Here is a 24,188-nt window from a genome sequence, read left to right as displayed (position 1 = left end):
ACTTCAACGTATGGCACTCCGTGACAGGTGGCAAGGCACTCGGTGCCAACAATTTCTCTCACTTGTCATCCACCGGGCACGCATGAGCGGAATGGGGGATGCTTCGCGTGGATATGCCCGCGATGTGCCCGGTGGATGATCGATCAGTGAGCGCGGTAGAGGTACGGGGTCGTGGTCGTCAGGGCCATGAATCCCAGGCGTTCGAGGATCGGGCGGCTCAGGGCGGAGGCGTCGACCTGGAGGAAGCCGTAGCCGCGTTCCGCCGCGATCCGGGCGCGGTGGGCGACCAGCGCCCGGTAGATGCCCCTGCCGCGCCACTCCGGGGCCGTTCCGCCGCCCCACAGCCCGGCGAAGCGGGTGCCGGGGTACAGCTCCATCCGGGCCGCGCTCACCGGTTCGTCGCCCGCCATGGCGAGGACGGCGACGATGTGGTCGGGGTCCTCGGCCAGCCTGGTCGACACCAGGTGCCGCAGCCGCGCCCCTTCCGTGCCGAACGCCCGCTCGTGGGCGCGGACCATCAGTTCCACGTCGTCCGCGTCCCGCACCGGGCGCAGCCGGACGCCCTCCGGAAGCTCCACCGCCGTCGGGAGGTCCACGGCCGGGGCGACCATCAGGGTCTCCGGCTCTTCCGCCTCGAATCCGGCCGCGAGCAGCCGCTCCGCCAGATCCGCCGGCCGGTCGTGCGCGTACAGCTTCCACTCGAACTCGTCGAGCCCGATCGCCGTGCAGTGTGCCGCCTGCGCGGCGATCGCGGCGTCCGCCCGCCGGGCGTCGAGGTCCGGGGCCGACCAGACGACGGTGCCCCAGCCACCGGCCGGGTCGGTCATCCGTACGACGTCACCGGCGCGCTCGACCTGGACACCGGGGCCGTCGGGGTGGGCGTGCTCGCGCATCTCGCGGTCGAAAAGGATCAGAAGTGCATCACGATCAGGAGTCATCCGCACACCGCAGCACGGGGGCGCGAGCGCGGCAACCGCATTCGGCGCGGCGCGGGGGCGGCCCGGCCGACGGGGTGCCTACCCGGGCCCGGGCCCGCGCCCCGCCCCGACGGCCCGCTCAGCGGTCCTGGAGGGCCTGCCGGATCGTGCGCATCACCTCGTCGAGGGGCGCGTCCGTCCGCGCCACCGCCACCAGCACCTCGCCCTCGGAGGCCACCGAGGCGGCGGGCCGCGCCACCGGTTCGCCGCCGGTGATCCGGCCCGCCCCGATGCCTGTGCCGAACGTTCTGCGCACGATCGCGAAGGCGTGGTCGAGCTGGGCCTCCACGTCGCCCTCGCCGCCCGCCCGCAGCCAGCGCCGCAGCACATGGTTGTGCGCGGTGACGACCGCGGACGCCGCGACCTCGGCGAGCAGCGGGTCGTCGTTGCCGGCCTCGTGGTCGCGCTCGTCGAAATGACCCAGCAGGTAGCGCGTGAACAGCCGCTCGTAGCGGGCCACCGAGGCGATCTCGGCCTCGCGCAGGGTGGGGACCTCACGGGTCAGCTTGTAACGGGCCACGGAGACCGCGGGCTTGGCCGCGTACATCTTCATGACCTCCTTGATGCCGCGGCAGACGGTGTCGAGCGGGTGCTCGTGCGCGGGCGCGGCGTTGAGGACGGCCTCGGCCCTGACGAGGGTGTCGTCGTGGTCCGGGAAGATCGCCTCTTCCTTGGAGCGGAAGTGCCGGAAGAAGGTGCGCCGGGCGACTCCCGCGGCGCCCGCGATCTCGTCGACCGTCGTGGCCTCGTACCCCTTCGTCGCGAAGAGTTCCATCGCCGCGGCGGCGAGTTCGCGGCGCATTTTGAGCCGTTGGGCGGCGGCGCGACTGCCGGTGGCGCTTTCCTGCGGGTCGGACGCGGCGGAGACACGGGGGGACCTGGCGGGCTGGGACATGGTGTGAACGTACTGCATCGACGCGGGTGAGGGCGCCCGCGGGGGCGCAGCGCCCGGCGGATCGCGCGGGGGCGGGCCGCCCGCAGGATCGAGCAGCCCGCCCCATCCGGCCACCGGCACCGGGGGCAGTTCAGCGCCGGGCATGTTCGCGGAAGCCGCGCCCCGTCTTGCGGCCGAGGCAGCCCGCGGCCACCAGGTGTTCGAGCAGCGGTGCCGGGGCCAGTCCCGGGTCGCGGAACTCGTCGTGCAGCACCTTCTCGATGGCGAGCGACACGTCGAGCCCGACGACGTCCAGGAGTTCGAACGGCCCCATGGGGTAGCCGCCGCCCAGCTTCATCGCGGCGTCGATGTCGTCGAGGCTCGCGTAGTGCTCCTCGACCATCTTGATCGCGTTGTTGAGGTACGGGAACAGCAGCGCGTTGACGATGAACCCGGCCCGGTCCCCGCAGTCCACCGGGTGCTTGCGGATCGTGCCGCACACCTCGTGGACGGTGGCGTGGACGTCGTCCGCGGTGAGCACCGTGCGGACGACCTCGACCAGCTTCATCGCCGGGGCCGGGTTGAAGAAGTGCATGCCGACGACGTCCTGCGGGCGCGAGGTGGCCCGCGCGATCGCCACGACCGGCAGCGAGGAGGTGGTGGTGGCGAGGACCGCACCCGGCTTGCAGACCTTGTCCAGCGTCGCGAACAGCTGCTGCTTGACCGTCAGGTCCTCGGCGACCGCCTCGACCGCGAGATCGACCTCGGCGAGGGCGTCGGGCGAGCCCGCCGGGGTGATCCGGGCCAGTGCCCCGTCCCGCGCCTCGGCGGTCAGCCGCCCCTTGGCCACGGAACGCTCCAGGGACTTGGCGATCCGGGCCTTCGCCGCGTCCGCCTTCTCCTGGCCGCGGGCGACGAGCACGACGTCGTGACCGGCCTTCGCGAAGACCTCGGCGATCCCCGACGCCATCGTGCCCGAGCCCGCGACGCCCACCGACCGCACCGGCCGCCCCGCGACGGGCGACGCGTCCTCGCGCGGGGTCGGCGCGTCCGGCACCACCGTCCGGCTGCCGGGCTCCGTGTACGTGTAGAAGCCGCGCCCCGCCTTGCGGCCGTTCAGCCCCGCCTCGCTGAGCTGGCGGAGGACCGGAGCCGGGGCGTGCAGCCGGTCGTGGGACGAGGCGTACATGGCCTCCAGGACCGTGCGCGCGGTGTCGATCCCGATCAGGTCGAGCAGGGCGAGCGGCCCCATCGGCAGTCCGCAGCCCAGCCTCATCGCGGCGTCGATGTCCTCGCGGGACGCGTAGTTCGCCTCGTACATCGCCGCGGCCTGGTTGAGGTAGCCGAACAGCAGCCCGTCGGCGACGAAGCCCGGCCGGTCGCCGACCGCGACCGGCTCCTTGCCCAGGCTGCGGGCGAGCGCGGTGACCGCCTCGACCGCCTGGGGAGCGGTCAGCACCGAGGAGACCACCTCGACCAGCCTCATCGCCGGGGCCGGGTTGAAGAAGTGCAGCCCGAGCACACGCTCGGGGCGCAGCGACTCGGCGGCCAGCCGCGTCACCGACAAGGCGTTGGTCCCGGTGGCCAGGATCGCGTTCGGGGAGACGATCGCGTCCAGCTCCCGGAACACCTGCTGCTTGATCTCGTACGACTCCGGGACGACCTCGACGACCAGCTCCGCGTCCGCCGCGGCTCGCAGGTCGTCGTGGGTGCGGAACCGGGCGAGCACCCGGCCGCGTTCGCGCTCCGTGATCCGGCCGCGCCGCACGGCGCGCTCGGTCGCGGCCTCCAGCGAGGCGAGGGCCCGACGGGCCGCCGCCCCGTCGATGTCGATGCCGACGACCTCATGACCGGCGCGGGCGAGGACCTCGGCGATACCGGTGCCCATGGTGCCGAGGCCGACGATGGCGATGGTGCTGAACGGGGTGTCCATCACGGGACTCCAGAGGGTGAGTGACGACTGTGAGAACGCGCGGAGCGCACGGGAACGGACCGGCGCGAAGCAAGCGCGGAAGAGGAACCGGCGCGAGGCGCACGGAAGTTGTGTGGCGAGCTGCGCGGCCCGGGGGCGACGGTGCGCCCGGACCGGAAGGGGCGACGGACTCTGTCCCGGAGTCGCGTCTCACGAAGCTGCCGAACCGACGAGCACTCCGGGTGGCTGCGTCACCAGGCCACCGGAGCCGGCGGGGATCGTGTCCCGCTCAAATGAGATTAACTCGCTGGTAACGAGCGCGCCAGACCTGGGACGTCGTGCGTCACGTCACATGCGACGGCCCTCTCGATACACACAGTGCCCGCCGATACGCTGAGCGTCATGGACGAGGAGTACCGGTCGCTGACGGACCGGCTGGCGGACGAGGCGGACGCGGCGGGGCAGCCGGAGGCGCTCCGCCGGCTGATCGCCACCGATGACGACGAGGAACTGGCCCGCGTTCTCGTGGAGCACGAACGCCCGCTCTGGGCACGGGAGATCGCCGCGTTCCGGCTCGGCTGCGCGGGGGACCGGCGGGCGTTCGAGACGCTGGTCCTGCTGCTCAACCACCGCGACCCGGAGCGCTGCGTCTGCGCCGCCCATGCCCTGGCGCGTCTCGGCGACCCCCGCACCCCCCGGGCGGCCGCCGCCCTCGCGACCAATGCCCTGCGCACCGCGTACGCCCTGCACCCGGTCCGGCTGCTCACCGTGCTCCGGGCGCCGGAGTCCGTACCCGCGCTGATGACCACGCTGGAGCGCCTCCTGGACCCCGGCGATCCGCACTGGCGGGTGGCGCTCGCCTGCGTGGAGGGGCTCGGGCGGCTGGCGGACGAACGGGCCCGCCCGCTCCTGGAAGCGGCCCTGCCGCATCCGGGACTGGCCGGCGCCGCGCGCGAGGCGCTGGACCGGCTGCGGGCGGGCTGAGCGCGCGCAGGCGTGCGGGGCGCGCGGCGTCGGTCGTACGGGATGCGCGAAGCGCGCGGGCATGCGCGGCGTGAGGCGCGCGGGCGTACGGTGCGCGGTCGTTGCGGGGGCCCGACGCGACGCGCCGGGCCCCCGGGCCGGTACATGGCCGGTTGCCCGGCCCGCCGATCAGCCCCGGAAACCGAGCAGCCGGTGCAGGACACCGCCCCTGGTCTCGGCGACGGTCGCCCGCGCCGCCCGGTCGGCCGCGGGCGTCGGGTCGGGGGACTTGGCGCAGACCGCGTCCGCCTCGGAGTCGCCGGTCCGGCCGCGCGGGACGGTGCCCTTGGCCAGGTAGTCCGCCAGATAGGTGTCCAGGCAGTCGTTGTCGCTCAGTGTGATGCCGTGGTTGCCGCCGCCCTGCTCGACGACCAGGCGGGAACCGCGCAGTGTGCGATGCATGGTCACACCGCCCTGGTACGGCGTCGCCGCGTCGTCCGTGGCCTGGAAGAGCAGTACCGGCGGAAGGCTGCTGTTGGACACCTGCACCGGACGCAGCGGCTCCACCGGCCAGTCCGCGCACGGCGCGTTGTACCAGGTGTTGTTCCAGGTGAAGAAGGGGGCCTTCGCCTGCGCGCGCCAGCCGTCGTCGCGCCAGGTGTTCCACTCGCGGGGCCACGAGGTGTCACGGCACTGCACGGCCGTGTAGACGGAGTACCCGTTGTCGCCCTCCGCGTCGAGCGCCCCGAACCTCTCGTACGCCTTCACGAGCGCGTTCTCGTCGCGGTCCTTCACGTAGGCGGTGAACGCCTCGGCCAGGCGCGGCCAGTAGCCGTTGTAGTAACCGCCCGGCAGGAACGTGTCCTCCAGCTCGCTCGCCCCGACCTTCCCGCCCGCGGGGTGCTTCGCGACGGCCCGGCGCATCGCGTACCAGGCGCGTTCCACCCGCGCCGGGTCGCTGCCCAGCCCGTACGCGCTGTCGTGCTTGGCCACCCAGGCGGCGAACGCCTTGTGGCGGGCGTCGAAGGCGTAGTTCTGGCCGATGTTGGCCTCGTACCACACGCCCTCCGGGTCGACGTTCGAGTCGAGCACCATGCGCCGCACCCGCTCCGGGAACAGCTTGGCGTACACCGCGCCGAGGTACGTCCCGTAGGAGTAGCCGAAGTAGTTGAGCCGACGGGCGCCGGTCGCCCGGCGGATCACGTCGAGGTCCTTGGCGGCGCTGACCGTGTCCATGTGGGGCAGCAGGTCCGGGTACTTCTCACCGCACGCCTTCGCGAAGGAGACGGTGCGGTTCCGGTTGGCCTGCTCGACCCCGGGCGCGTGTGGCACCGAGTCGGGGCGCAACGGATCGAAGAACCCGGGGACGCAGTTCAGGGCGGGGCTGCTCCTTCCGACGCCGCGCGGATCGAAGCCGATCACGTCGTACTGCGCGGCCACCGCCTTCGGCAGCGAGGAAGCGACGAATCCGGCCATCGGCAGCCCGCTGCCCCCGGGGCCGCCCGGATTGACGAGCAGGGGGCCCTGGAAGGTCTTCGCGGTGTGCGGGATGCGGGACAGGGCGAGGGTGATGTGCCGGCCCGACGGGTCGTCATGGTCCAGCGGGGTGCGGACCGTGGCGCACTGGAGCCGAGGGTGCGCGTCGGTGCCGCAGTCGGTCCAGTGGAGCGGGGCTGTGGCGGGCCGGGGCTCCGCGTCGGCGGCCGCCGGGGACGGGGTCGCGGTCACCAGACCGGCGACCGTCGCGCCCACGGCGACGAGAATTCCTGGACGTTTCGTCATATGGCCTCCCGGGGTGGGGAACACGGGGGAACGCTGCTGTGCGTGGCACGGTCTCCGCCGCATGCTCCCCGCATTCATGCCAGGAAGGGCACGTTGTGGCGAGAGTTGACCCGTTTGCCCTGTGACGGGTGTTTCTGGTAGGGGCGTTCCGGAGGTTGTCGGCTCGGAGCGGGTTCGTCGGAGCAGGGTCGGCCGGGTCGGTCCGGAGGGGGCGGGGCGCCGGGTTCCACGGTGCGCCACAGCCCCTCGTCGACGAAGCCCACCGAAACGTCCGGGAGTGCGCCCGCGCCGGACGCGACCGGGAGCCGAGGGTGCCCCGGCCGGGTTCCGGCGGGGTCCCGGCCGGGAGCGGTCCCGGGAGCGGTCCCGATTTTGAGCGGCGCGCCGAAGGTGATTGGCTCGGCACACCCCCGAAAACCGAGTGCTGGAGGAACAGCCATGGCGCAGGTCGAGGCCACCACGGAACGAGTCATCGCGGCGGACGCGGACACGGTGTTCGACGCGCTGGCCGACTACGAGCGGACCCGCGGCAAGGTGCTGCCCGGACAGTTCAGCGAGTACGAGGTGCGCGAGGGCGGCGACGGCGAGGGCACCCTCGTGCACTGGAAGCTCCAGGCCACCAGCAAGCGGGTTCGCGACTGCCTGATGGAGGTCACCGAGCCCACCGACGGCCGGCTCGTCGAGAAGGACCGCAACTCCTCGATGGTCACCACCTGGACCGTCACCCCGGCCGGCGAGGGCCGTTCGAAGGCCGTCGTGTCGACCGTCTGGAACGGCGCCGGGGGCATCGGCGGATTCTTCGAGCGGACCTTCGCCCCCAAGGGGCTCGCGCGCATCTACGACGAACTGCTGCGCAATCTCGCCACCGAAGTCGAGAAGTAGCCCCTGGGGGCTGTCCCGTCAGCTCTGGCGGGCGCCCGACAACGGCTGCGGCACCTCGCCGCGCTGTCGGAACGCCCGCATACGGGACGTATGCGGGCGCCCCTCCGCCTTGCGATCCACCACGTCCGACGCCGCGCGCCGATCCGCCGCGGATCACGGGACAGCCCAGGGCACGGTCGGTCCACCTCACCGGTTCGGGTGGTTTTCCGGTCCCGCCGGTGGTGCTTCGCAGCACCTCCCACCGGGGATTAAGCCCCCGGTGCGCCGTCGGCGCCCCCTCGCCGGCGGTTGCCCTCCCTCGTCGCGCGATGCGAGAAAGGGCGGCGCAGACGCGACGAGGGGAGCGGCGACGTGGTGGGTGGGATCACTCTGCTGGGGGACGACCGGGGCGGTACTCCCGGCGGTTCGGGAACCGCCGGATCGACGCCCGTGCCACCCCCGCACCCGTCTCCGTCCCCGGACAGGGGAACGCCGCAGGCGGCGGAGGAGTCCGCCGCCCCGCCCGTCTTACCCGAGACCAGCCCCCGCCGCATCCGGCTCGTCTTTCTCGGGCTGATGCTGACGCTGCTGCTGGCCGCGCTCGACCAGATGATCGTCGCCACCGCGCTGCCGAAGATCGTCGGGGAGCTGCACGGCCTGGAGAAGATGTCCTGGGCCGTCACCGCGTACCTCCTCGCCTCCACCATCGGCCTGCCGCTCTACGGGAAGCTCGGCGACCTCTTCGGGCGCAAGGGCGTCTTCCAGTTCGCGATCGTCGTCTTCGTCATCGGCTCCGCACTGGCCGGCTGGTCCCGCACCATGGACGAACTCATCGCCTTCCGGGCCCTCCAGGGCATCGGCGGCGGCGGACTCATGATCGGCGTCCAGGCCATCATCGCGGACGTCGTCCCGCCCAGGGAACGCGGCAGGTTCATGGGGCTCATCGGTGCCGCCTTCGGCCTCGCCTCCGTCGCAGGCCCGCTGCTCGGCGGCTTCTTCACCGACCACGCCTCCTGGCGCTGGTGCTTCTACATCAACGTCCCGTTCGGCCTGATCACCCTGGCCGTCATCACCGTCGTGCTGAAACTGCCCCGGCCCGCGGTCCGCCCCCGCCTCGACGTCCTCGGCGCGCTGCTGCTCGCCGCCGCGTCGACCTGTCTGGTGCTGCTCACCAGTTGGGGCGGAACGGAATACCCCTGGGGGTCGGGCGTCATCCTCGGGCTCGGCGCCGGGGCCGTCGCGGCGACCCTGCTGTTCCTGGCCGCCGAGCGACGGGCGGCCGAACCGGTCATCCCGCTGCGGCTGTTCCGTGACTCGATCTTCAACGTCACCGCGCTCGTGGGCGCGGTCGTCGGCGTCGCGCTGTTCGGCGCCGCCAGCTACCTGCCGACCTTCCTGCAGATGGTCGACGGCGCCTCGGCCACCGAATCCGGTCTGCTGATGCTCCCGATGATGGGCGGCATCGTCGTGGCGTCCATCGTCTCCGGCCAGCTCATCTCCCGTACCGGCCGCTACCGCGCCCACCCCGTCGTCGGCGGCGCCGCCTCGGTCGTGGGGATGTGGCTGCTCTCCCGGCTCGACACCGACACCCCACCGCTCGAGAACGGCATCGCGCAGGCCGTGCTCGGCATCGGGATCGGCCTGGTCATGCCGGTGCTGGTGCTCGCCGTGCAGAACTCCGTACCGCCCGCCGACCTCGGCACCGCCACCAGTGCCAACAACTACTTCCGGCAGATCGGCGGCAGCGTCGGCACCGCTGTCTTCGGCACGCTCTTCGCCGGGCGCCTCGCCGACGCGCTGGCCGCCCGCCTGCCGGCCGACGCCGATCTGCCCGAGCCCGAGTCGATCACCCCGCAGCTCGTCCACGCCATGGAACCCGCGCTGCGCGACGCCTACATCCGCGCGTACGCCGACGCGATGCCGCGGATCTTCCTCTACCTCGTGCCGGTGCTCGTGCTCGGCCTGGTCCTCGCCCTCTTCCTCAAGGAGAAACCGCTGGTGTCCCACAACGGCCCCGAAACAGCCGCCCCGTCCACCGCCGGGGCCGCGCCGGTCCCCGCCGCCCGCGCCGCGGCCCCCGCCGCGCCTCCGACCGTGTACCTCTCGGGCGTACCGGTGTGCGGCAGCGTCCAGCACCCGGACGGCACCAAGGTCCCGCGCGCCGCGCTCACCCTCATCGACGTCCAGGGGCAGCAGGTCGGACGGGGCGCGAGCGGTGACGACGGCCGCTACGCGCTGAGCGTGCCCGGCGCGGGCGCCTACGTCCTGATCGCCGCGGCCGGGGGCCATCAGCCGCAGGCCGTCAGCGTCACCGTGGGCGAACGACCGGTCGAGCTCGACGTGGTGCTCGGCGGCGCGGGCCGGCTCGCGGGGATCGTCGTCACCGCCGACGGGCTCCCGGTGCGGGACGCCGCCGTCACCCTCACCGACGTGCGCGGCGAGGTGGTCGCCTCCACGCGCAGCGGACGCGAGGGCGGCTATGTGATCAAGGAACTGGTGGCCGGTGAGTACACCCTCGCGGCCAGCGCCCCCGCGTTCCGGCCCGCCGCGCTGCCGGTGAGCGTGCAGGCCGCGCGGGAGACCCGGCAGGACATCGAACTCGCCGGAGGGGCGGTGCTGCGCGGTGTCGTACGGGCCGGTGGTGGCAGGCCGGTCGAGGACGCCCGGGTCACCCTGCTGGACGCGGCGGGCAACGTCGTGGACACGCTCACCACCGGGCCGGACGGGGCGTTCAGGTTCGTGGACCTGTCCACGGGCGAGTACACGGTGATCGCGGCCGGGTATCCGCCGGTGGCCACGGTCCTCCAGGTCGCGGGCGGCGGGCGCACCGAGCGCGACCTCCTGCTGGGGCACGAGGACTGACCGTTCGGCGGACGGGCCGCGGCGGACAGGAGAGCGCGGCGACGGACGGGAGGGTGGCGCCACGCCGGGTGAGGACGTCGCCGGGTGGCGATGGCGACCCGCACGCGCGGAAGGTCACTCGACAGGCTCCCGGCCGGCCGGCCGGGCCGACTCGGTCGGATACACCGCCGCGTGGACCGACCGGAAGAGGGCGGTGACCTCCTGGCCGCTGAGGCCCTGGGAGCGTGCCTCGTTCAGCCATTCGGCCAGCGACGCCCGCAACGGCGATTCGGAAGCCGTCTGCGCCGGTGCGAGGGAGCGGGTGATGAAGGTGCCCGCCCCCTGCCTCACCTCGGCGAGACCCGCGCGTTCCAGCTCGCGGTATGCCTTGAGGGTCGTGTTCGGGTTGACCTTGGTGTCCGCGGCGACCTGCGCGGCCGTCGGCAGACGGTCACCCGCCTCCAGTGCGCCCATCCGCAGCGCCTGCTCGACCTGCCGCACGATCTGGAGGTACGTGGCCACTCCGCTGCGTCGGTCGATGCGGAACACGACCACCGTCATCACCCCCTTCGGGCTGCCGAAACGATACGTACCCGTGCCGGCGTGTCACCGGAGGGGCCTTTGGGACACCCGCCACACCGTGAACGCGGTGAGCACGGCAGCGGCCGCGAGCAGGATGCCCGCACCCGTCCACTGCATCGCCGGCATCTGGTCGAAACCGAGGTACTGGATGACATTGTCGACGATGCCGTGCTCCTTCACGCAGGCGTTCGACGCGGCCTCGGTCTCCTCGACGCACAGGCCCCACCCGTACAGGTGACCGTCGGCGGAGCCGATCCAGCGGTCCAGCTCGTACGCCTCGTCGAAGCGCGCGGGCAGCTCCTTGTCGAGCGGGTAGGAGAACATGCGTGCGGGCGCCAGAGAGGAGTGCACCCGTTCCCAGACCAGCTCCACGCACAGGGAGAAGGCGAACGTGACCGCCATGGCCGGCAGCACCCGGCGCAGCAGCAGGCCGATGGTGATCCCGGCGGCGGTGAGGAAGAGGCACAGGGCGGGCAGCACCGGGCCGGTGTTGTCGAAGATCGCCCCCTCCGACCAATGGGCCTGGAACACCGAACGGTAGGGCTTCCACCACCAGGTGAAGAGCGCCGAGAGCACCGAGGCGGCCACGAGCACGGCGCCGTGGCACCAGGCGAGCTTGGCCGTGATCCAGCGGCGCCGGGACACCGACTGGGTGGTGACCAGACGGACGGTGCCGTGCTCCTGGTCCGCCGCGATCAGCGGGGCCCCGAGGAAGACGGCGAGGAGCATGGGCAGCATGCCCAGGGCGGTGAGGGTGAGACCGACGCCGCCCGAGGAGAACGCCGGCTGCGACAGGGGCTCGTCCGGCCAGCCGGCCGCTTCGAGGACCTGGACCATCCGGTCGCGCTGGTAGACCAGCCATCCCGAGCCGAGGACGGCCACGGCGGCCAGGGTGAGCAGTGCGGCCCGGTGCTGGCGGACGACGAGCCAGCTCAGCCCGCCCAGCAGGCGACGGCCGGGCTCCTGGCGGGTCGTCCGGGAGGCGTCGGTGAGGGGGGTGCTCATCGGCTGTGGATCCCTTCGTCCTCGAAACGGGCGCCGGGCGTGAACAGAGCAGGCGCGTCCGGCGAGCGCAGATGTGCCAGCAGTACTTCCTCCAGGCCGGGTTCGGTGACGACCCACTCGGCGGGCAGCGGGCCGTCCGGCCGTACCAGCGCCTGGAACTGCCGTCCCTGGACCCGCATTTCGACGACGGTGTGGGGGGCCAGCGCGGCGACCGGGTCCGCGCCGGTGACCAGCCCGGTCACCAGCGCGTGCGCCGGGACGAGCGCGTCCGCGTCACCCGCCATCCGGACCCTGCCCTCGGCGAGGACCAGCAGGTAGTCGCACATGTCCTCCAGCTCGGACAGCAGGTGCGAGGACATCATCACGGTGGTGCCGCGCTCGACGGCCTCCGACATCAGCAGGCTGCTCAGGTCGTGGCGGGCCAGCGGGTCCAGATCGGCCATCGGCTCGTCGAGCAGCAGCAGATCGGGCCGCTTGCCGAAGGCGAGCGCGAACGCGACCCGGGTGCGCTGGCCGCCCGAGAGCGTGCCGATCCGGGCCTGCATCGGCACCTGGCCCGACCGTACGATCCGCTCCGCCGCGACCATGTCCCAGCCGGGGTTGAGTTCGGCGCCCATGCGCAGCGTCTCCGCCACGGTGAACCCCTTGAACAGCGGCTTGTCCTGTCCGAGGAACGCGAACCTCGGCATCACCGCGGGATCGTCCACCGGCACGCCGAAGACGCGAAGTTCGCCTTCGGTCGGCTGCACCTGCCGGGTGGCGAGTCCCAACAGGGTGCTCTTTCCCGCTCCGTTGGGGCCGACGAGACCGCAGATGCGCCCGGCCGGCAGCCGGAACGAGCAGTCCCGCAGGGCCCAGCCGCGGCGGTAGCGCCGTCCCAGGCCGCGGGCCTCCAGCGCCCAGGCGCCGGACGCGCCGTCCGGAGTGGATGCGTCTGCCATGCGCTTCCCCCTGATTCCATTAGTCAATTAATGGAATCATTGTCTTGGTGAAGGGAGCCTGTCAAGGCGGGTCCGGGGAGGCCGCGCGCCGATCCGCGTTCGTGTCCGGGCGCGGGCCGCTCGGGGCCGTGTTCCGAATGCCGGGCGCTCGGGGCCGGCGTGCGGGTTCTTCGGAGGACTGGACCTCTGAACGTTGATGCGCCTCTGGCCCGGAGGTTCCCCGGCGCGTAGCGTGACCCCGCATGAAGATCTTGATCAGCGCGGACATGGAGGGCGCCACCGGCGTGACCTGGCCGGCCGACGTGCTCCCCGGAACTCCTCAGTGGGAGCGGTGCCGTGCCATGTTCACCTCCGACGTGAACGCGGCGGCGCTCGGCTTCTACGACGGCGGCGCCGACGAGGTGCTCGTCAACGAGGCCCACTGGTCGATGCGCAACCTCCTGCTGGAGCGGCTCGACGACCGGGTGCAGATGCTCACCGGCCGGCACAAGTCCCTCTCCATGGTGGAGGGCGTCCAGCACGGCGACATCGACGGCATCGCCTTCGTCGGCTACCACACCGGCGCCGGGGCGGAGGGCGTCCTCGCCCACACGTATCTGGCGAACTCGGTCACGGGCGTGTGGCTCAACGGTGTCAGGGCGAGCGAGGGGCTGCTCAACGCCCATGTCGTGGCGGAGTACGGCGTCCCCGTCGTCCTCGTCACCGGCGACGACCTGACCTGCGCGGACGCGGAGGGCTACGCGCCCGCGGCGCGCAAGGTGGCGGTGAAGGACTACGTGTCGCGGTACGCGGCGGTGTGCCGTACCCCGGCCCGTACCGCGGCGGACATCCGGGCCGCGGCCGGGGAGGCGGCCGCGCTGGCCGTGCGGCACGCACCGGTGGAGGGCGGTCCGTTCACCGTCGAGCTGGAATTCGACGCCGAGCACCTGGCGGGCGCGGCCACCGTCGTCCCCGGCGTGGCGCCGGGCGGTGAACGGCGTGTCGCCTACACCAGCGCGACGATGTACGAAGGCATTCGCACGTTCAAGGCGGTGACCACGGTCGTGTCGTCCGCCGTGGAGGAACAGTATGGCTGAGCAGTCCTGTCCCGGTGACGCCCTCGACGCGCGGGCACTCGACGAAGTGGTGACGTTCACCTCCGAACTGATCCGGATCGACACCACCAACCGCGGCGGCGGGGACTGCCGCGAACGCCCGGCCGCCGAGTACGTGGCGGAGCGGCTGGCGGCGGCCGGACTCGAACCCGTCCTGCTGGAACGCACCCCGGGCCGCACCAACGTGGTCGCCCGGATCGAGGGCACCGACCCGTCCGCCGACGCCCTGCTCGTCCACGGCCATCTCGACGTCGTTCCCGCCGAGGCCGCCGACTGGACCGTGCACCCCTTCTCCGGCGAGGTCCGCGACGGCGTCGTCTGGGGGCGCGGCGCCATCGACATGAAGAACATGGACGCGATGACCCTGGCCGTCGTCCGCGCCTGGGCCCGGTCCGGGGTACGGCCGCGCCGCGACATCGTGATCGCGTACACCGCCGACGAGGAGGCCAGCGCCGAGGACGGCTCCGGCTTCCTCGCCGACCGCCACGCCGCGCTCTTCGAGGGCTGCACCGAGGGCATCAGCGAGTCCGGGGCCTTCACCTTCCACGCCACCCCGGACCTGGCGCTCTACCCGATCGCCGCGGGCGAGCGCGGCACCGCCTGGCTGAAGCTCACCGCGCGCGGCAGGGCCGGGCACGGCTCCAAGGTCAACCGGTCCAACGCGGTCACCGCGCTCGCCGCGGCCGTCGCCCGCATCGGCGCGCACGAATGGCCCGTCCGACTCACCCCCACCGTGCGCGCCGCACTCACCGAAATCGCCGCACTGCACGGCATCCGCCCCGACCTCGACGCCCCCGGCTTCGACGTGGACGAACTGCTCGGCAAGCTCGGACGGTCCGCCGCCCTGGTCGAGCCGACCGTCCGCAACAGCTCCAACCCGACGATGCTGGAGGCCGGTTACAAGGTCAACGTGATCCCCGGCCAGGCCACCGCCTTTATCGACGGCCGGATGCTTCCCGGCGGCGAGGACGAGTTCCACGACACGATGGACCGGCTGACCGGGCCCGACGTCGACTGGGAGTTCCACCACCGCGAGGTCCCCCTGCAGGCCCCGGCCGACTCGCCGACCTTCGCGAAACTGCGCGCCGCCGTCGAACGATTCGACCCGGACGGCCACGTCGTGCCGTACTGCATGTCGGGCGGCACGGACGCCAAGCAGTTCTCCCGGCTCGGCATCACCGGCTACGGATTCTCGCCGCTGAAGCTGCCCGCGGGCTTCGACTACCAGGCGCTGTTCCACGGCGTCGACGAACGCGTCCCCGTCGAGGCGCTGCACTTCGGCGTGCGCGTCCTCGACCACTACCTGCGCACCGCCTGACCCGCCACCACCGCCCGACCCGCTACAGGGGGATGTGAACATGCTGCCCACAGGGGCCCACGGAACATGGCCGTCACCGATCGACGCCGCCCTCGCCGCCTCCCGAGACGGCCGCCCGGACCACGTCGGCACCGTCGGCGACGAGGTGTGGTGGACGGAACCGCGCCCCGCCGAGGCGGGCCGCCGCGCCCTGGTCCGTCGCCGCGCGGACGGGACGACCGCGAGCGTGCTGCCCGCCCCGTGGAACGTCCGGAGCCGGGTCGTCGAGTACGGCGGACAGCCCTGGGCGGGGGCCGCCCGCGCCGAGGGCGGACCGCTCGTCGTCTTCGTCGACTTCGCCGACCAGCGGCTGTACGCGTACGCCCCCGACGAGCCCGGCGGCCCCCGGCCGCTCACCCCGGTCCATGCCGTCGGCGGGGGGCTGCGCTGGGTCGATCCGAGCCTCCACCTCCACAGGGGCGAAGTGTGGTGCGTGCTGGAGGAGTTCACCGGCGAGGCGCCCACCGACCTGCGCCGGGTGATCGCCGCCGTCCCCCTGGACGGCTCGGCCGCCGAAGACCGCACGGCGATCCGCGAACTCACCGACGACGGCCACCGGTTCGTCACCGGGGCGAAGCTCTCGCCCGACGGGCGCCGGGCCGCCTGGATCGCCTGGGACCACCCGCGCATGCCGTGGGACGGCACGGAGGTGATGCTCGCCGACATCACCGAGGACGGCACGTTCCGGGACGTCCGCAGCTTCGCGGGCGGCCCCGAGGAGTCGATTCCGCAGATCGAGTGGGACACCGACGGATCGCTGCTGTTCGCCGGTGACCGCAGCGGCTGGTGGAACCTGTACCGCGCCGACCCGCACGGGGGCGCCGTGCCGCTGTGCACCCGGGAGGAGGAGTTCGCCGGCCCGCTCTGGACGATCGGCTGCCGCTGGTTCCGGCCGCTGGACAACGGCCTCGTCGCCACCGTCCACGGCACGGGCACCACGACCCTCGGCATCCTCGACCCGCGGACCGGCGAACTCACCGACGTCGCCGGGCCCTGGACCGCGTGGGCCGCCTCGCTCGCCGCGCACGGCAGCCGCATCGTCGGCATCGCCGCGAGCCCGTCCAGCGCCTACGAGGTCGTGGAGCTGGACACCGCGACCGGCCGGACCCGCGTCATCGGCACACCGCACGAGGACGCCGTCGACCCCGCCTACTACCCGCGGCCCGAGTCCCGTACCTTCACCGGACCCGACGGCCGGGAGATCCACGCCCACGTCCACCCGCCGCGCAACCCCGGGCGGACCGGTCCCGACGGCGAACTGCCGCCCTACGTCGTGTGGGCGCACGGCGGCCCGACCGGGCACGCCGCACTCGTACTCGACCTGGAGATCGCCTACTTCACCTCGCGCGGCATCGGCGTCGTGGAGGTCAACTACGGCGGCTCCACCGGCTACGGCAGGGACTACCGCAACCGGCTGCGCGAACAGTGGGGCGTCGTCGACGTCGAGGACTGCGCGGCCGTCGCCGAAGCCCTGGCCGCCGAGGGCACGGCCGACCCCCGCCGCCTCGCCATCCGGGGCGGCAGCGCGGGCGGCTGGACCACCGCCGCCTCGCTGACCGGCACCGACGTCTACGCCTGCGGCACGATCATCTATCCCGTCCTCGACCTGACCGGCTGGGGCACGGACGAGACCCACGACTTCGAGTCGCGCTACCTGGAGTCCCTGGTCGGCCCGATCGCCGAGGTCCCGGAACGCTACCGCGAACGGTCCCCGCTCAGCCGTACCGAGCGACTGAACACACCCTTCCTCCTGCTCCAGGGGCTCGCCGACCCGATCTGCCCGCCCGTCCAGTGCGAACGGTTCCTGGCCGCGATCGAAGGACGCGGCGTCCCGCACGCCTACCTCGCCTTCGAGGGGGAGGGGCACGGATTCCGCCGTGCCGACACCATGATCCGTGCCCTGGAGGCCGAACTCTCCCTGTACGCACAGACCTTCGGATTCGACTGCCCCGACGTACCGGCTCTGGAGCTGAAGCGGTGACCCCCGAAGCACGCATCCCCGAAGAGCGGAAGACCGCACCGCGGACGCTCGAACCGCTGATCCGCCCCGCCCGGCTGCGCCCCGGTGCCAGGATCGCCGTCGTGTCGCCGAGCGGGCCCGTCCCCGCCGACCGCCTGGAGCCCGGGCTCGACATCCTGCGCCGTTGGGGCCTCGAACCGGTGGAGGCGCCCCATGCGCGCGCCGTCCATCCTGAGCTGGAGTATCTGGCGGGCGCCGACGAGGCGCGGGCACAGGACCTCCAGGAGGCCTGGTGCGATCCCTCGGTCGACGCGGTGATCTGCGCCCGCGGTGGCTACGGCGCGCACCGCATGGTCGATCTGGTCGACTGGGACGCGATGCGGGCCGCCGGGCCCAAGGTGTTCATCGGCTACAGCGACATCACCGTGCTCCACGAGGCGTTCGCCGAGCGCGTGGGCCTCGCCACCCTGCACGGCCCGATGGTGGGCACCGAGACCTTCCTGAAGGACCCGGACACCCAGGAGTCCCTGCGGGCCACCCTGTTCGAGCCCGAGACGGTGCGGACGCTCGGGCTGCCCGGCGCGCGGACGCTGGTGCCCGGCACGGCGCGCGGCGTGACCTTCGGCGGCTGCGTCAGCCTGCTCGCCGCCGGCATCGGCACCCCGCACGCCCGGTCCTCCGCCCGGGGCGGGCTGCTGGTCATCGAGGACACCACCGAGGACCCGTACAGCGTCGACCGCATCCTCACCCATCTGTTGCGGTCCGGGGCGCTCGCCGGGATCGCCGGCGTGGCCTGCGGTTCCTGGGAGGGATGCGGGCCGTACGAGCAGGTGCGGGCCGTCCTGGCGGACCGGCTCGGCGCGCTGGGCGTGCCCGTCGTGGAGGAGCTGGGCTTCGGGCACGGGCCGACGGGGCTGACGATTCCGCTCGGTGTGCCGGCCGTGCTGGAAGCGCCCGCCGACGGCGGCCCGGCCACGCTCACCACCGAGGTGCCCGCGCTGATCTGACCGTTCGTTCCCCGCCTCCGCCGAGGAGGACCGCACCCGGACCGGCCCGCGGCACCCCGCTGCGGGCCGGACGAGGCTGTCTCGCCGACACCGGAGCGCGTGCAGAACAGCGGGGACGCGGGCGGCATGCTCGTCCTGTTCGCCAAGGTGTACGACGTGGCCGGAGGGCGGTGAGCCGGGCCCCGTCCTCGCGACGCCCTCGTACGGTGGGCGACGGTTCGACGACAGGCGCTTACGACCTCACCCGCGATGGAGAGCGGGCTCCCGACGCCCTGCGACTCCGCCTCCGGCGTCGTCGTCGGTGACCGACGCTCCTTCCCCGAGCTCTCAGCTGCTTTCGAGTAGGGGAGACCCCATCCGCCTCCCTCCTCCGCCCTGGATTCGAAGCCGCACGACGCCGCTCGCTGATCCACTCCTTATTGTTCCCCAGGTCGTTAGCCTGACCGGATGCCGGAAACCGAAGCCGACGCCGACTACCTGGCCGAGGGGCGCCGTGCGGCGGTCCGCCCCTACCGCCGGGCGGACGCCGAAGAATTCACCTCCCGCGCGCGGGAGAGCCGGGACCTGCACCGTCCCTGGCTCTTCCCGCCCCTCGACGCCGCCGCGTACGCCGCGTACGCCGGACAGCTGATCGACGACCCCACGAAGGCCGGCTTCCTGGTCTGCCGACGCGAAGGCGAGGGCGGACGCGGCCCCGGCGCGATCGCCGGATTCATCAACATCAACAACATCGTGCGCGGCGGGTTCCGCTGCGGAGCACTCGGGTACGGCGCCTTCGCCCACGCGGCGGGGCGCGGCCTGATGGGCGAGGGGCTGGAACTGGTCCTGCGCCACACCTTCGGCCCGTTGGGCCTGCACCGCCTCGAAGCCAACATCCAGCCCGGCAACGAGGCGTCCCTGGCGCTCGTCCGGCGGGCCGGATTCCGCCTCGAAGGGTTCTCGCCGGACTTCCTCCTCATCGACGGGGCCTGGCGCGACCACGAAAGGTGGGCGATCACGGCCGGGATGCCGCGGCGCGCGGCGGGCTGACCGTGCCCCGCCTCGGCCGCCGCCGACCCCACTCCACCGGCCGAACCGGATTGGGGAAGTCTTTGCCCGTGGCCGGATCGGAGCGCCACCGCGGCCCGCGAGGCCGTATTCCACGGGCCGCGGAGCACGAAACTCCGTATAGGAACGGGAAAGCGGCGGCCGAAAGCGTGAGGGATCGGGCCTGTCGGCGCGACACCCGTGTTGACCGAATGCGGCCGAAGGCAGAGCCTCGTCATATAGCTGCTCAATACAACTGGTTCGCAACCGGTTCTGCCGGGCCCTCGCCCACGGCACGCCGCCCCCGACGGGGCGACCCGTGCGTACGACCGCTTCCCGGCCGGGGCCGCATCGGGAGGACGCGTATGTGTGGAATCGCAGGCTGGGTCTCCTTCGACCGTGATCTCCGGGCATCCGAGGAGGCCGCGACGCTCGACGCGATGACGGAGACGATGGCCTGCCGGGGCCCGGACGACCGGGGGACCTGGACCGACGGGCACGCGGGGCTCGGGCACCGCCGGCTCGCGATCATCGACCTGCCGGGCGGACGCCAGCCCATGTCCGTCTCCACGTCCGAGGGGGACGTCGCCCTCGTCTACTCCGGCGAGGCGTACAACTTCACCGAACTCCGCGGCGAGCTGACCGGCCGCGGGCACCGGTTCACCACCGACTCGGACACCGAGGTCGTGCTGCACGGCTACCTGGAGTGGGGCGAGGCCGTCGCCGAACGCCTCAACGGCATGTACGCCTTCGCCGTCTGGGACGGCCGTCACGACAAGCTCGTCATGATCCGCGACCGGATGGGAGTCAAGCCATTCTACTACTGGCCCACGCCCGACGGAGTGCTGTTCGGCTCGGAGCCCAAGGCCATTCTGGCCAATCCGCTGGCCCGGCCCCGGGTGACCCTCGACGGGCTCCGCGAACTGTTCAGCCTCGTCAAGACCCCCGGACACGCCGTGTGGGACGGCATGCGCGAGGTGGAGCCCGGCACGGTCGTCACCGTGGACCGCGACGGCCCGCGCCGGCGTGTCTACTGGCGGCTGGAGACCCGTGCGCACCACGACGACCGCGACACCACCATCACCACCGTGCGCTCGCTGCTCGACGACATCGTGGGCCGCCAGCTGGTCTCCGACGTACCCCGCTGCGTCCTGCTCTCCGGCGGCCTCGACTCCTCCGCGGTCACCGCCCTCGCCGCCCGGCGGCTCGCCGAGAGCGGCGAGAAGGTCCGTACGTTCGCGGTCGACTTCGTCGGACGCACCGAGAACTTCGTCGCCGACGCGCTGCGCACCACCCCCGACACCCCGTTCGTGCACGACGTGGCCCGGCAGGCGGGCACCCTTCACCGCGACATCGTGCTCGACCCCGACACCCTCGCCGACCCCGACGTACGCGCCCGGGTGATCCGCGCCCGCGACCTGCCGATGGGCCTGGGGGACATGGACTCCTCGCTCTACCTGCTCTTCCGGGCCATCCGCGAGCACTCGACCGTCGCACTGTCCGGCGAGTCCGCCGACGAGGTCTTCGGTGGCTACCTCCAGTTCTTCGACGAGGAGGCCCGCCGCGCCGACACCTTCCCCTGGCTGGTCCACTACAGCGAGCACTTCGGCGAGGACGCGGACATGCTCCGCGACGACGTGCACCAGGCCCTCCGCCTCAGGTCGTACATCCGCGACTCCTACGAGACCGCCGTCGCCGGCATCGAACGGCTCACCGGCGAGAGCGACTTCGAGTACCGCATGCGCCGGATCTGCCACCTCCACCTGACCCGGTTCGTCCGTGTCCTGCTCGACCGCAAGGACCGGGCCAGCATGGCCGTCGGCCTGGAGGTCCGGGTGCCGTTCTGCGACCACCGGCTCGTCGAGTACGTCTACAACACACCCTGGGCGCTGAAGTCCTTCGACGGCCGCGAGAAGAGCCTGCTGCGCGAAGCCGTCGCGGACGTGCTGCCCCGGTCCGTGTACGAACGGACCAAGAGCCCCTACCCGTCGACGCAGGACCCGAAGTACGCCGTCGCCCTCCAGGAACACGCCCGCGACCTGCTCGCGCAACCGGACCACCGGGTCTTCGAGCTCATCGACCGCGACCGGCTGAGCAAGGCGGCCGACGAACACGCCGCCCCCCAGGTCACCGGTGCGTCCCGGCGCGGCCTGGAACGCACCCTGGACCTGGCGACGTGGCTGGACATGTACCGGCCGGAGCTGGACCTCAGCTGAGCCGTTCACCGGCGGCGGGGCGCTCGGCGGCCGCCCCGTCCGACCGCCGCCCCTTGTAATTGATCTTCATGGTGTCCATGTCCGTCGCGGTGGAACGGAGTTCGCCGTGGCCGTACCCCAGTTCCCTCAACCGGGTCTCGGCGCGGTCCTCGGCGATCGCGGACGCCATCTCCTCGCCGTCCGCGGCGTCCGACACGACCACGAAGCGCATGCTGAAGTGCTTGAGCACCCGGTCGTACGACAGTGAACCCGCCTCGGTGAACTGCATCGCCTCCAGCCCGTGCCGGTCCACCTCGGACAGGAGGCGGGCGCGTGCCTCCTCCGTCAGGCCCTGCCAGGTGCCGCGCACGATCACTCGGTAGGTGTGCTGGGTGCTCATCGTGGTTCCCGCTCCGTCTTCCGTTCGTGAAGAGCTTCCGCTCATGAACGGCCAAGGCTACGGAGACGGGGCGCGGCGCACTACGGAATTCGTGGGGCCGCCCCCGGGCGGGGCGTCGGCTCGGTCCGTGGCGGGGCCGTGAGCTTCCGGCCTTTTCCGAAGCCGGGCGGCGGAGCCCTGGTCGGGCCGCCGTCCAGCGTGTTCCATGGTCGACGGGGGCGCCCGGACCAGCGGCGGCCCGCGCGAGGGAGCGAGGTTGCCTTGGCCACGACCGTACGACGTGCCGTACTGAATCTGCCCGCCGCACCGCTGGGCCCGGAGAACCCGTTGCCCGCGTTGCGTCCGCTCGACGAGACACACGTCGTCGACGAACGGGTCCGGGCCGGCCTGCCGCGCGACATGGCGCGCCAGGTCGGCTACGCACCACTGTCCACCGTGCTTCCGGTGCGCCTTCTCGACGGGTACGGACGCGAGCGCGTCCCCACCGCGCTGGACGCGATCGTCATCGAGAACGACCGGCTGAGGGCCACCGTGCTGCCCGGGTTCGGCGGCCGCGTCCACTCCCTTCACCACAAGCCGACCGGCCGCGAACTCCTGTACACCAACCCGGTGCTGCAGCCCGCCGACTTCGCGCTCAACGGTGCCTGGTTCTCCGGCGGCATCGAATGGAACATCGGGGCCACCGGCCACACCACCCTGTCCTGCGCACCGGTGCACGCCGCCCGTGTGCCCGCGCCCGACGGCGGGGACATGATCCGGCTCTGGGAGTGGGAACGGCTGCGCGACCTCCCGTTCCAGGTGGACCTGTGGCTGCCGGAGGACTCCGACTTCCTCCATGTCGGGGTGCGGATACGCAACCCACACGAGCACACCGCACCCGTCTACTGGTGGTCCAACATCGCCGTCCCCGAGGGCGAACACACCCGCGTCCTGGCCCCGGCCGACGAGGCGTGGCACTTCGGCTACGAGCGGGCCCTGACCCGGGTCCCGGTTCCGGTGTCCGGTTCCGTCGACCGCACGTACCCGCTGCGGAGCGACTTCCCCGCCGACTACTTCTACGAGGTGCCCGACGGCGCACGCCGCTGGATCGCCTCCCTCGACGAGCACGGGCACGGTCTCGTCCAGACGTCGACCGACCTGCTGAGGGGCCGGAAGCTGTTCCTCTGGGGGAGCGGTTCCGGCGGGCGGCGCTGGCAGGAATGGCTCACCGAACCCGGCACCACGGGCTACGCCGAGATCCAGGCCGGCCTCGCCCGGACCCAGTTGGAGCACGTACCCCTCGAACCGGGCGCCGAGTTCAGCTGGCTGGAGTCCTACGGGCCGCTGTCCGCCGACCCGGAGGCCGTGCACGGCGACGACTGGGCGCGGGCCCGTGCCGAGACCGAGCGGCGGCTCGCCGAGGCACTGCCGCGCGCCGATGCCGAGGCCGCGTACACCGCGTGGCTCCGCTGCGCCGACACCGAGCCCGGCGAGTCGCTCGCCACCGGTTCGGGGTGGGGCGCCCTGGAGGTCCGGCGCGGCGGATACCGGCTGCCGGGCACCCCGTTCGTGGAATCGACCCTCGGTGAGCAGCAGGAGCCCTGGCTGGAGCTGCTGGACCGGGGCAGCCTCCCCGAGCCCCGCCGCGCGGCCCCGCCCGGCCCCTCCCTGGTCTCGCGGCACTGGCGCGACATGCTGGAGACGGCCCCCGCCGGTCCGCTCACCGAATACCACCTCGGTGTCGCCCAGTGGCACGCCGGTGACCGTGCCCAGGCGGTCCGCAGCTGGGAACGGGGGCTCGCCCGTGCCGTGTCCCGCTGGCCGCTGCTGCGCTGCCTCGCCGTGGCCGCGGGGGAGAGCGGGCAGCGGGAACGGGCCGCCGGACTCTACGCGGAGGCGTTCGACGACCTGGGCGCGGAGCGTCCCGGCGTCGGTGGTGAGGCCCGGACGGCCGCCGTGACGGCGCTCGGCCGCGAGGCGATCGAGGCGCTGCTGGCGGCGGAGCGTCCCGAGGCGGCCCGGGAGGTGTGGGCCGGGCTGCCCCCGGAGGTCCGCAGTCGCGGGCGTTTCCGTCTGCTGGAGGCCCGGCTGCTGATCGCCGAGGGCGACCGTACCGCCGCCCGGGCCGTTTTCGACGAGGGCTTCGAGGTCGCCGATCTGCGGGAGGGGGCGGAGATCCTGGACGAGGTGTGGGCCGCGGTCACCGACGAGGAACTGCCGGACCGGTACGACTACCGGATGCGTCCCAGGACGTGACGGCTCCTCGGGACCTGATGTGCCTCGGGACGTGCCGCCTGCCAGGACATCAGGCGTCCCGGGGCTCGAGGTGCTCGAGGTGAGGGACCGCCTGGTACGAGCCGCCGGGACGGGCGCGGATCCGGTGGCTTCCGGCTCGGCGGTGTCCGGTCCGGCGGTGTCCGGTCCGGCGGTTG

General features: G+C 72.8%; 18 protein-coding genes. 10 read left to right on the top strand and 8 right to left on the bottom strand.

The genetic code is table 11. The features are described 5' to 3' along the window. Positions 1-143: 143 nt before the first annotated feature. From ACFYXM_RS03705 to ACFYXM_RS03695, 3 genes are all read right to left on the bottom strand, one after another. On the bottom strand, positions 144-938 hold the full coding sequence (locus tag ACFYXM_RS03705; RefSeq protein WP_389286483.1) for a GNAT family N-acetyltransferase: 795 nt from the start codon (positions 936-938) through the stop codon (positions 144-146). Positions 939-1,056: 118 nt separating this feature from the next. Further along, positions 1,057-1,872: a TetR family transcriptional regulator gene (locus ACFYXM_RS03700; RefSeq protein ID WP_351520108.1), complete on the bottom strand. Its 816-nt coding sequence runs from the start codon at positions 1,870-1,872 to the stop codon at positions 1,057-1,059. Positions 1,873-2,002: 130 nt separating this feature from the next. Beyond that, a complete protein-coding gene (locus tag ACFYXM_RS03695) occupies positions 2,003-3,784 on the bottom strand; it encodes a 3-hydroxyacyl-CoA dehydrogenase family protein (protein WP_389286480.1) in 1,782 nt (593 codons plus the stop codon). Between the two features lie 381 nt (positions 3,785-4,165). Between ACFYXM_RS03695 and ACFYXM_RS03690 the strand changes: the two genes are divergently transcribed. Next, positions 4,166-4,747: an adenylosuccinate lyase gene (locus ACFYXM_RS03690; RefSeq protein WP_389286478.1), complete on the top strand. Its 582-nt coding sequence runs from the start codon at positions 4,166-4,168 to the stop codon at positions 4,745-4,747. Between the two features lie 168 nt (positions 4,748-4,915). Here ACFYXM_RS03690 and ACFYXM_RS03685 read toward each other — a convergent pair whose 3' ends face one another. Next, positions 4,916-6,508 carry an alpha/beta hydrolase gene (locus tag ACFYXM_RS03685; RefSeq protein ID WP_389286476.1) on the bottom strand — a complete coding sequence of 531 codons (1,593 nt, stop codon included), beginning with the start codon at positions 6,506-6,508 and terminating at the stop codon, positions 4,916-4,918. 438 nt (positions 6,509-6,946) lie between these two features. Here ACFYXM_RS03685 and ACFYXM_RS03680 point away from each other — a divergent pair, with 438 nt between their 5' ends. Together ACFYXM_RS03680 and ACFYXM_RS03675 are read left to right on the top strand one after the other, a co-directional pair. Then, positions 6,947-7,390, top strand: a complete 444-nt coding sequence (locus ACFYXM_RS03680; protein ID WP_073791538.1) for an SRPBCC family protein — start codon at positions 6,947-6,949, stop codon at positions 7,388-7,390. Between the two features lie 351 nt (positions 7,391-7,741). Next, entirely contained in the window at positions 7,742-10,231 is a 2,490-nt protein-coding gene (locus ACFYXM_RS03675) for an MFS transporter (RefSeq protein ID WP_389286473.1), read from the top strand. A 114-nt stretch (positions 10,232-10,345) separates the two neighbouring features. On the opposite strand, the gene ACFYXM_RS03670 is transcribed toward ACFYXM_RS03675, so the two are convergent. Genes ACFYXM_RS03670 through ACFYXM_RS03660 form a run of 3 tightly spaced genes read right to left on the bottom strand, consistent with a single transcriptional unit; the run spans position 10,346 to position 12,738 of the window. Continuing rightward, positions 10,346-10,771 (bottom strand): GntR family transcriptional regulator, encoded by a 426-nt coding sequence (locus ACFYXM_RS03670; RefSeq protein ID WP_389286471.1) that lies wholly within the window; start codon positions 10,769-10,771, stop codon positions 10,346-10,348. Positions 10,772-10,816: 45 nt separating this feature from the next. Then, positions 10,817-11,797, bottom strand: a complete 981-nt coding sequence (locus ACFYXM_RS03665) for an ABC transporter permease subunit (protein WP_389286469.1) — start codon at positions 11,795-11,797, stop codon at positions 10,817-10,819. Further along, on the bottom strand, positions 11,794-12,738 hold the full coding sequence (locus ACFYXM_RS03660) for an ABC transporter ATP-binding protein (protein ID WP_389286467.1): 945 nt from the start codon (positions 12,736-12,738) through the stop codon (positions 11,794-11,796). Before ACFYXM_RS03660 ends, ACFYXM_RS03665 begins: the two co-directional genes overlap by 4 nt. Before the next feature lie 242 nt (positions 12,739-12,980). Here ACFYXM_RS03660 and ACFYXM_RS03655 point away from each other — a divergent pair, with 242 nt between their 5' ends. The 6 genes from ACFYXM_RS03655 to asnB all read left to right on the top strand — a co-directional run bounded on the left by ACFYXM_RS03655 (position 12,981) and on the right by asnB (position 21,398). Continuing rightward, entirely contained in the window at positions 12,981-13,814 is an 834-nt protein-coding gene (locus tag ACFYXM_RS03655) for a M55 family metallopeptidase (protein ID WP_389286465.1), read from the top strand. Next, on the top strand, positions 13,807-15,150 hold the full coding sequence (locus ACFYXM_RS03650; protein ID WP_389286463.1) for a M20/M25/M40 family metallo-hydrolase: 1,344 nt from the start codon (positions 13,807-13,809) through the stop codon (positions 15,148-15,150). Before ACFYXM_RS03655 ends, ACFYXM_RS03650 begins: the two co-directional genes overlap by 8 nt. A gap of 40 nt (positions 15,151-15,190) precedes the next feature. Then, positions 15,191-17,170 carry a prolyl oligopeptidase family serine peptidase gene (locus tag ACFYXM_RS03645; RefSeq protein WP_389286461.1) on the top strand — a complete coding sequence of 660 codons (1,980 nt, stop codon included), beginning with the start codon at positions 15,191-15,193 and terminating at the stop codon, positions 17,168-17,170. Further along, entirely contained in the window at positions 17,167-18,156 is a 990-nt protein-coding gene (locus ACFYXM_RS03640) for an LD-carboxypeptidase (protein ID WP_389286460.1), read from the top strand. The genes ACFYXM_RS03645 and ACFYXM_RS03640 overlap by 4 nt, the downstream gene beginning before the upstream one ends. A gap of 447 nt (positions 18,157-18,603) precedes the next feature. Continuing rightward, a complete protein-coding gene (locus ACFYXM_RS03635) occupies positions 18,604-19,185 on the top strand; it encodes a GNAT family N-acetyltransferase (protein WP_389286459.1) in 582 nt (193 codons plus the stop codon). Between the two features lie 362 nt (positions 19,186-19,547). After that, positions 19,548-21,398, top strand: a complete 1,851-nt coding sequence (gene asnB / locus ACFYXM_RS03630) for an asparagine synthase (glutamine-hydrolyzing) (RefSeq protein ID WP_389286458.1) — start codon at positions 19,548-19,550, stop codon at positions 21,396-21,398. On the opposite strand, the gene ACFYXM_RS03625 is transcribed toward asnB, so the two are convergent. Continuing rightward, positions 21,391-21,777 carry a DUF6204 family protein gene (locus ACFYXM_RS03625; RefSeq protein WP_389286456.1) on the bottom strand — a complete coding sequence of 129 codons (387 nt, stop codon included), beginning with the start codon at positions 21,775-21,777 and terminating at the stop codon, positions 21,391-21,393. The genes asnB and ACFYXM_RS03625 overlap by 8 nt on opposite strands. A gap of 261 nt (positions 21,778-22,038) precedes the next feature. On the opposite strand from ACFYXM_RS03625, the gene ACFYXM_RS03620 reads away from it, so the two are divergent. After that, complete coding sequence (locus tag ACFYXM_RS03620; protein WP_389286454.1) at positions 22,039-24,012, top strand: DUF5107 domain-containing protein; 1,974 nt, start codon at positions 22,039-22,041, stop codon at positions 24,010-24,012. Positions 24,013-24,188 lie beyond the last annotated feature (176 nt).

The organism is Streptomyces sp. NPDC002476, from assembly GCF_042889785.1.
Lineage (GTDB): Bacteria > Actinomycetota > Actinomycetes > Streptomycetales > Streptomycetaceae > Streptomyces.
This window is presented reverse-complemented; position numbering and strand designations above follow the sequence as displayed.

Bases quoted from the DNA above. Each gene is read 5' to 3' on its own strand.
- ACFYXM_RS03705 (WP_389286483.1), bottom strand. From the start codon at position 938: ATGACTCCTGATCGTGATGCACTTCTGATCCTTTTCGACCGCGAGATG.
- ACFYXM_RS03700 (WP_351520108.1), bottom strand. From the start codon at position 1,872: ATGTCCCAGCCCGCCAGGTCCCCCCGTGTCTCCGCCGCGTCCGACCCG.
- ACFYXM_RS03695 (WP_389286480.1), bottom strand. From the start codon at position 3,784: ATGGACACCCCGTTCAGCACCATCGCCATCGTCGGCCTCGGCACCATG.
- ACFYXM_RS03690 (WP_389286478.1), top strand. From the start codon at position 4,166: ATGGACGAGGAGTACCGGTCGCTGACGGACCGGCTGGCGGACGAGGCG.
- ACFYXM_RS03685 (WP_389286476.1), bottom strand. From the start codon at position 6,508: ATGACGAAACGTCCAGGAATTCTCGTCGCCGTGGGCGCGACGGTCGCC.
- ACFYXM_RS03680 (WP_073791538.1), top strand. From the start codon at position 6,947: ATGGCGCAGGTCGAGGCCACCACGGAACGAGTCATCGCGGCGGACGCG.
- ACFYXM_RS03670 (WP_389286471.1), bottom strand. From the start codon at position 10,771: ATGACGGTGGTCGTGTTCCGCATCGACCGACGCAGCGGAGTGGCCACG.
- ACFYXM_RS03665 (WP_389286469.1), bottom strand. From the start codon at position 11,797: ATGAGCACCCCCCTCACCGACGCCTCCCGGACGACCCGCCAGGAGCCC.
- ACFYXM_RS03660 (WP_389286467.1), bottom strand. From the start codon at position 12,738: ATGGCAGACGCATCCACTCCGGACGGCGCGTCCGGCGCCTGGGCGCTG.
- ACFYXM_RS03655 (WP_389286465.1), top strand. From the start codon at position 12,981: ATGAAGATCTTGATCAGCGCGGACATGGAGGGCGCCACCGGCGTGACC.
- ACFYXM_RS03650 (WP_389286463.1), top strand. From the start codon at position 13,807: ATGGCTGAGCAGTCCTGTCCCGGTGACGCCCTCGACGCGCGGGCACTC.
- ACFYXM_RS03645 (WP_389286461.1), top strand. From the start codon at position 15,191: ATGCTGCCCACAGGGGCCCACGGAACATGGCCGTCACCGATCGACGCC.
- ACFYXM_RS03635 (WP_389286459.1), top strand. From the start codon at position 18,604: ATGCCGGAAACCGAAGCCGACGCCGACTACCTGGCCGAGGGGCGCCGT.
- asnB (WP_389286458.1), top strand. From the start codon at position 19,548: ATGTGTGGAATCGCAGGCTGGGTCTCCTTCGACCGTGATCTCCGGGCA.
- ACFYXM_RS03625 (WP_389286456.1), bottom strand. From the start codon at position 21,777: ATGAGCACCCAGCACACCTACCGAGTGATCGTGCGCGGCACCTGGCAG.